This window comes from Desulfovibrio piger ATCC 29098 (assembly GCF_000156375.1).
Lineage (GTDB): Bacteria > Desulfobacterota > Desulfovibrionia > Desulfovibrionales > Desulfovibrionaceae > Desulfovibrio > Desulfovibrio piger.
The window spans coordinates 14,893-19,212 of the sequence record NZ_DS996359.1 but is presented as its reverse complement, the minus strand read 5'-3'; the positions used below and the strand labels follow the sequence as shown (position 1 = coordinate 19,212).

4 protein-coding genes are annotated in these 4,320 nt (G+C 63.7%); 3 read left to right on the top strand and 1 reads right to left on the bottom strand.

Translation table 11 applies throughout. The annotated features are described in order from the left end of the window. Positions 1 to 6: 6 nt before the first annotated feature. A complete protein-coding gene (locus DESPIG_RS06840) occupies positions 7 to 612 on the bottom strand; it encodes a recombinase family protein (protein WP_006006689.1) in 606 nt (201 codons plus the stop codon). 509 nt (positions 613 to 1,121) lie between these two features. Between DESPIG_RS06840 and DESPIG_RS06835 the strand changes: the two genes are divergently transcribed. The 3 genes from DESPIG_RS06835 to DESPIG_RS06825 all read left to right on the top strand — a co-directional run bounded on the left by DESPIG_RS06835 (position 1,122) and on the right by DESPIG_RS06825 (position 4,149). Continuing rightward, positions 1,122 to 2,864, top strand: coding sequence for an aldehyde ferredoxin oxidoreductase C-terminal domain-containing protein (locus tag DESPIG_RS06835; protein ID WP_040369641.1), 1,743 nt, complete (start codon positions 1,122 to 1,124; stop codon positions 2,862 to 2,864). Positions 2,865 to 2,951: 87 nt separating this feature from the next. After that, a complete protein-coding gene (locus tag DESPIG_RS06830) occupies positions 2,952 to 3,191 on the top strand; it encodes a MoaD/ThiS family protein (protein ID WP_006006681.1) in 240 nt (79 codons plus the stop codon). A 127-nt stretch (positions 3,192 to 3,318) separates the two neighbouring features. Next, positions 3,319 to 4,149 (top strand): HesA/MoeB/ThiF family protein, encoded by an 831-nt coding sequence (locus tag DESPIG_RS06825; protein ID WP_050760287.1) that lies wholly within the window; start codon positions 3,319 to 3,321, stop codon positions 4,147 to 4,149. Positions 4,150 to 4,320 lie beyond the last annotated feature (171 nt).

Sequence of the window (4,320 nt, the reverse complement as noted above, 5' to 3'; positions counted from 1 at the left end):
GCCATGTCAGCAGTCGTTTTTCCTTATGGATTCAGCCCGATAGCGAAACGTTGAGCGTGCCATGCCGCAGCGTTTCGCCGCTTCCGTCGTCGGGATGGCCCCTGTTTTCCAGAGTTCGTAGATCTCGACGAAATTGCGGGGCAGGGGCCTGGGTTCCCTGCCGAAGCGGATGCCCCGCAAGCGCGCCGCCGCGATGCCTTCCGCCTGCCGCCGGCGGATATTCTCCCGCTCGTTCTGGGCGATGAACGAAAGCACCTGCAGGACAAGGTCGGCGATGAACGTCCCCAGCAGGTCCCTGTCCCTTCGTGTGTCCAGCAGCGGCATGTCCAGTACGCGGATGTCCACGCGCATGTCCCGGGTAAGGATGCGCCATTGCCGCTGTATCTCCTCATAATTCCTTCCCAGCCGGTCGATGCTCGTGACGCAGAGCAGGTCCCCGGGGCGTAGCCGGGCCAGGAGCTCCCGATATTGGGGCCGCTGGAAATCCTTGCCCGAAAGACGGTCCGTGAAGATACGTTCCGGGGGGATGCCCTGCTCCTGCAGGGCCAGGTGCTGCCGGTCGGTGTTCTGGTCGGTACTGGAGACCCTGACATATCCGTACGTTGTGCTCATAGCATCCTCCTTGGCGAAAGCTGTCGCGGACGGCAGCCGTGAAGTGAAGGCCCGCCCTGCCCCTGTCGTCCTTCCGGCCTGGGCCGTGCAGGGCTGTCCGGCACAGCTATACGCTGTCCGGCGGCCGGATGTGGGACAGGGCAGCGGGACAGGCGCCGCCGGGACGGGCCGGTTGGACAGCGGGCAGGTTGCGGCAGGGGAGCGGACGGGAGGAAGGGAGCGCATGGGACCATGCCTGCAGCCACAAAAAAACACGCTTTTTCCCCTGATTTGGAAATCGGCAGGCAAAAGCGTGTTTTTTGTCGCGTTTTATGAAATTTTTTAAAGGATCAGCGCTTCAAGGGCCGCATCCCTGCCGGAAGCGTGTCCTTTTGGGGGAGGGGCAGGGCCGGAAGCGTGTCTGTTTTTCCGTTTTCTTGACCAAATTTTTTCCACGGGACTAAGGTGGGGCAAACTGGATGGATGTACTGCTGAACTGCCTTGTTTTGCATCAATCAAAGGAGAGTCTCATGTTCCGTTTCCTGCGGGTCAACATGGCCACCAAGACCTGTGTGTTTGAAGATATCCCCGAAGAATACGCCGGTCTGGGCGGTCGTGCCCTGACCTCCACCATCGTGGCGCGCGAAGTCAACCCCATCTGTACGCCGCTGGGCCCCCACAACAAGCTGGTGTTCGCCCCCGGCCTGCTGGGCGCCACCAACAGCCCCAACGGCAACCGTATTTCCGTGGGCTGCAAGAGCCCCCTCACCGAAGGCATCAAGGAAGCCAACTCCGGCGGCCAGCCCGGCGGCCATCTGGCCAAGCTGGGCATCATGGCCATCATCGTTGAAGACATGGCCACCGAAGGCGAATGGTGGCAGCTGGAACTGAGCAAGGACTCCGCCAAGCTGGTGCCCTCCACCGTGGCCGGCCTCAACAACTTCGACGCCGTCGCCAAACTGGTGGAGACCTACGGCGACAAGTGCAGCTATGTGACCATCGGCCGCGCCGGTGAGTTCAAGCTGACCGCCGCCAGTATCGCTTTCACCGACCGCGAGCTGCGTCCCATGCGTCATGCCGGCCGCGGCGGCGTGGGTGCCGTCATGGGCTCCAAGGGCCTCAAGGCCATCATCATCAACCCCGAGGGCGGCAAGAACCATCCTCTGGTGGATGAAAAGGCCTTCCGCGAAGCTTCCAAGCGTTTCGCCAAGGCCCTGACCGAGCATCCCATCACCGGCAAGGGCCTGGCCGAATACGGCACCGGCGTGCTGGTGAACATCCTGCACGAAGCCGGCGGTCTGCCCACCGCCAACTTCTCCGTGGGCCAGTTCGACAAGCACGAAGGCGTGTCCGGCGAGACCATGAACCGCCTGACCAAGGAACGCGGCGGCGAAGGTGCCGTGGCCCACGGCTGCATGAGCGGCTGCATCATCCGCTGCTCCGGCCTGTTCCCCGACAAGCAGGGCAAGTTCCAGAGCAAGTGGCCTGAGTACGAGACCCTGTGGTCCTTCGGTCCCCACAGCGGCATCAGCGACATCGACGCCGTGAGCCGCTTCGACTACATGTGCGACGACATCGGTGTGGACACCATCGACGTGGGCGTGGCCGTGGGCGTTGCCATGGCCGGCGGCGGCATCCCCTACGGTGACGTGGAAGCCGTGAAGGCCGCCATGCAGGGCATCAGCGACGGTACCCCCCTGGGCCGCATCATCGGCTGCGGTACCGCCACCACCGGCCGCGTGTTCGGCGTGCGCCGCGTGCCCTGCGTCAAGGGCCAGAGCCTGCCCGCCTACGATCCTCGCGCCGTCAAGGGCGTGGGCGTGACCTACGCCACCACCCCCATGGGCGCCGACCACACCGCCGGTTACGCCGTGACCGCCAACATCCTGAGCTGCGGCGGCAAGGTCGATCCGTTGAAGCCCGAAGGCCAGGTGGAACTGTCCCGCAACCTGCAGATCGCCACGGCTTCCGTGGACTCCGTGGGCCTGTGCCTGTTCACCGCCTTCGCCATCCTGGACATCCCGGATGCCCTGGCCGCCATCGTGGACATGCTCAACGCCAAGTACGGCTGGCAGCTGACCGGTGACGACGTGGTCACCCTGGGCCAGCGCATCCTCTCCACCGAAATCGACTTCAACCGTCGTGCCGGCATCACCGAAGCCGCCGACCACCTGCCCGATTTCTTCGTGGACGAGCCCGTGGCCCCGCACAACACGACCTTCGACATCTCGCACGAAGAGCTGAAGACGGTCTTCAACTGGATCAAGAAGTAGCATAGACTGAGACCGGGCCCGCCTTTGGGGCGGGCCCGGATCGTCACACTTTTTCTTGACCGGCGGACGCCATCATCGGAGGCCAGCATGAGCATACTCGTCAAACTGAGCACGACCCTGCGGGACTATGTACCGGGATATGATCCAGAAGCGGGGATAACGCTTGATGCGCCCGAAGACGCCACGGCTGCCGATGTGGCAAGGATGGTGGGACTGCCGCTGGAAGAGATAAAAATCGTCATGATCAACGGGCGTCAAAAAGAGGTCCAGAGCAAGATATGCGACGGTGCTCGTGTGGCCTTTTTTCCTGCTGTCGGAGGAGGTTAGACGCCCGTTGATCATGACACCCATCACATCGCCATCCCCTGGGGAAGGGGAATATCCCGCGGCGTTCCTGCCCTGGACGGCGTCCAGGATACGGGAACGCCTCGGCGCGTTCCTGCACGGCGCTAGCTTGGCTTCATGGGCCGGGCCGCATGTGCTGCGCCGGGCTGCGGACGGAACGCCCTTCGTCAGCGGCGCCGCCATCCGGCAGCTGGCCGCAGGGGCCGTCCTTCCCGAACGGGAGGTGATGGTCGCGCTCCTGCAAGACGGCATCTGGCCGGAACGCTTCCGTAGAAACTACGGTGTTTTTTCCGCTGATGCAATGGGCCGTCTGTTGCAAACCCGTGTCTTCGTGCTGGGCTGCGGTGGCCTCGGGGGGCATGTGGCCTCCCTGCTGGCACGTCTGGGGGTGGGCGGCCTGCGCCTGTGCGACAGCGACATCTTTGAGGAGAGCAACCTCAATCGTCAGTATTTCTGCACGGAAAGCACACTGGGCCAGCCCAAGGCCGTGGCCACGGCGCGCGGCCTGCATGACATGGCGGGCTATCTGGCCCTGGATGTGCGGCATGTGGAAGCGGACGAAAAAAATTTGCCGGACATGCTGCAGGATGTGGATGTGGCCCTGGATTGTCTGGACGACCTTACGCTGAAAATGCTATTGGAAGAACGTTCCGCTGCGGCGGGGGTGCCGTTCGTGCACGGCTCCGTGCTGCGGGCCGAGGGCTTCGCACGTGCGGCCCGTTCCGGACGCCTGCATCTGCGGGAACTCTACGCTTCCGGGCTGACCAGCGAGGAAGCGGGCAGTGCCCGCCACGAAGGCGTCATCGCCACGGCCCCGGCAGGGGTGGCCTGTCTGATGGTCTCCCTGTGTCTGCGCCTGCTGCTGCGGCCCGATGCCGGGGATTCGGCCCTGTTCCATGCCGACTTCTCCGTGCCGGAACTGGAACGTTTTGAATTTTAAAGTGCGCCTTGCCGGGCATCTCTCGTGAGGATGCCTGACGGCGGCAGCCAGCATATTTCTCCACAGCCGACTACCTGCGCCCGACGCACAGGCGGGCAGGCAGTGCGGGGCTGCCTTGGGGGGCGGCCCGGCCGGAAGAATTCTCCTTCTTCCGGCCTTTTTTGTTTTTGT